This window comes from Stenotrophomonas sp. 278 (genome assembly GCF_003935715.1).
Classification (GTDB): Bacteria; Pseudomonadota; Gammaproteobacteria; order Xanthomonadales; family Xanthomonadaceae; genus Stenotrophomonas; species Stenotrophomonas maltophilia_AH.
On record NZ_RHPP01000254.1, the window covers coordinates 1 to 2,608 of the forward strand.

3 protein-coding genes are annotated in these 2,608 nt (G+C 67.9%); all 3 read right to left on the reverse strand.

The window, feature by feature from the left end:
* Positions 1 to 168: 168 nt before the first annotated feature.
* Positions 169 to 825, reverse strand: coding sequence for a phosphoribosylanthranilate isomerase (locus EGJ34_RS21285; protein ID WP_125362396.1), 657 nt, complete (start codon positions 823 to 825; stop codon positions 169 to 171).
* The gene (truA, locus tag EGJ34_RS21290; RefSeq protein ID WP_125362397.1) at positions 822 to 1,595 is read right to left on the reverse strand and encodes a tRNA pseudouridine(38-40) synthase TruA; all 774 of its coding nucleotides are present in this window, start codon (positions 1,593 to 1,595) and stop codon (positions 822 to 824) included. The genes EGJ34_RS21285 and truA overlap by 4 nt, the downstream gene beginning before the upstream one ends.
* A gap of 65 nt (positions 1,596 to 1,660) precedes the next feature.
* Positions 1,661 to 2,608, reverse strand: a 948-nt coding sequence (locus tag EGJ34_RS21295) for a FimV/HubP family polar landmark protein (RefSeq protein WP_312023049.1), incomplete at its 5' end; no start/stop codon positions are given.

Below are 2,608 nucleotides of genomic sequence, written 5' to 3' on the forward strand. Positions count from 1 at the left end.
GGGGGGGCGCGGATTTGTTAAAACCCCACCGATGGGGGGCCCGCGGCGGGGGGGCCGGCCCTCGGTATCGCCTGGGCCGGCCAACGGCCGGCGCTACCGGCGGATTCGCCTCTTCGGATGTCTCACGACCAACGGTCGCGAGCTACCTGCGGATTAGCCCCTGCGGGGCTAATCCGCTTCGTGGCAATCGGCGCGGCGGACTTCCTCGACGAACTTGCGCATCTTGTAGCCGTCCTTGATGCCGGGCTCGGTCTCGATGCCGCTGGAGACATCCACGCCCCAAGGCAGGGTGGCGACAATGGCATCGAACACATTGTCCGGAGTGATGCCGCCGGCCAGCAGGAACGGCCGGTGCAGGCCGGTCGGAAGACGGGTCCAGTCAAAGGTCACGCCGGTGCCACCGCCGCCACCGGGCGCATGGCTGTCGAACAGGAAACCGGCAGCACTGGGGTAGCGCAGCTGCAGCTGGCGTGCATTGACTTCTTCGCGACCGCCCATCGCGACCGCCTTGAGGTACGGCATGTTGAAGCTGCGGCAGAACGCTTCGTCTTCACCCCCATGGAACTGCAGCAGGGTCGGACGCACGGTGCGCAGCACCTCACGTACCTCTTCCTTGGTGTTGTCGCGGAACAGGGCGACCACGTCGACCATCGGCGCGATCGCCTGGCGCATCGCACGGGCTTCGGCCGGGGCGACGCGGCGCTTGCTTTCACGGGCAAAAATGAAACCGACGGCGTCCACACCCAGCTCGCCGGCCAGACGGACGTCGCCGGCGCGGGTCATGCCGCAGAACTTGATGCGGGTGCGGTAGTAGGAGCGGCTCATAACGTAACCTCGGCAGGCAGGTGCCAGTTGTCGGGATACAACGGGCCAACAAAGACGAGACCCTGCGGCGGTGCAGTGGGGCCAGCCACGGTACGGTCCTGGCCAGCGAGCAGCTCGGCCATCCATGACACCGGTTGTTCCCCACAACCGATCAGAATCAATGAACCGACAATATTGCGCACCATGTGATGAAGGAATGCATTGGCCTGAACGCAGACCTCGATCACCTCGCCCTGCCGGGTCACGCTGATGGCCTGCAGCTCACGCCGGGCGTGAAGGGCTTCACACTGCACGCTGCGGAATGCACTGAAGTCGTTTTCCCCCAGCAGCGCCTGTCCGGCCTCGTGCATGCGCGCTGCATCCAATGGCCGCCGCTCCCAGCTCAGGGTCTGCCGGTACAGGGCCGGACGCACCTGCCGGTTCAGCAGTCGATAACGGTATCGGCGCGCGCGGGCCGAGAACCGGGCATGGAAATCATCGGCCACCGGCACGCACCAGCGCACCGCGATCGAGCGAGGCAGGCGGGTGGTGGTGCCCAGGGTCCAGCCGCGCGGATCGCGTACCGCGTCGGTATCGAAATGGACCACCTGGCACTCACCATGCACACCGGCGTCCGTGCGCCCGGCACAGGTGACCTGGATCGGGACATCGGCCACCGATGACAGCGCCTCCTGCAGGCTGGCCTGCACGCTCGGGCATCCGCTTTCGCCCAGCTGCTGCCAGCCTTTGAACTCACTGCCGTCGTACTCCACGCCCAGTGCGTAGCGCATGGTCAACCTCGATTACGTCGTTGAAGGCCGGCCTGAGGGCCGACCGGGGCCTGGGCCCCGGGATATCACGGCAGGCGGGCCAGCAGCTCGCGTGCCTGAATCTGACTGTGGATGTCGCCGGCGGTCGCCACCTCCTGCAGCAGCGCGCGCGCGGTATCGGCGTCGCCGAGGTCGAGGTAGGCAATGGCCAGCTCCAGACGCTCGCGGCCGGCCGTACCCACCGGCTCTTCCGTTGCGGCAGGCGTATCCGCGGCAGCCGGCACGGCCGGCTCCTCCGGGAACTCGAACACCCCTCGGAAGGAAGGCTGCGCGGCAGCATTCCAGGCATGGGCGGGAACGACCACGTGGTCGTGGTCGTGCTCCTGCACCGCGCCCTCCGCAGCCCCTTCACCACGACCGGGCTGCGGTTCCAGAGTGAACGCCGGCTCGCGGCGGGCCACTTCGGCGGCGACCTGGTCGGCCGTGCTGTCGTATTCGGCCGAATCGTACGCCAGCTCGGCATCCTGGTCGGCCTGTTCCTGGTCTGCCCGCTCCAGTGTCGCCAACTCATCAACGTAGCCTGCAGCCGGAACCGCGGCCGCCAGGGCGGCGGCATCGAAACCGTCGCGACGCAGCGGCGGCAGCGGCGACGGCTTGCGCCGGCGGGCCAATGCCCACCCCGCCACCACCAACAGCAGCACGCCGAGTCCCAACCAGTACCAGCCACCACCGCTGCCCTCACGGGCGGCCGGGGCATCGGCCAGTCGCTGCTGGGCCGCGGCCAGATCACTGTCCTTCATGCTGATCAGTGCGTCCTGCTGCTTCTGCAGCTTTTCCAGTTCGGCCACGCGCCCGCGCAGCTCCTGGATTTCCGCATCGCGGGTGGCCACGTCTTCCTTGGCCTGCCGCAGTTGTTCGTTGCCAAGCATGTCACCCTCACTGCCGGCGGCGGTGCCGGTGATTGTTCCCGCGTTCTGGTCGGTAGCGGCGACGGCGGGCGCGATTTCCAGTCGCCCGCCGGCGGTTGCCGGAGC

Excerpts from the sequence above, each read along its gene's own strand:
- truA (WP_125362397.1), bottom strand. The coding sequence starts at position 1,595 with ATGCGCTACGCACTGGGCGTGGAGTACGACGGCAGTGAGTTCAAAGGC.
- EGJ34_RS21285 (WP_125362396.1), bottom strand. The coding sequence starts at position 825 with ATGAGCCGCTCCTACTACCGCACCCGCATCAAGTTCTGCGGCATGACC.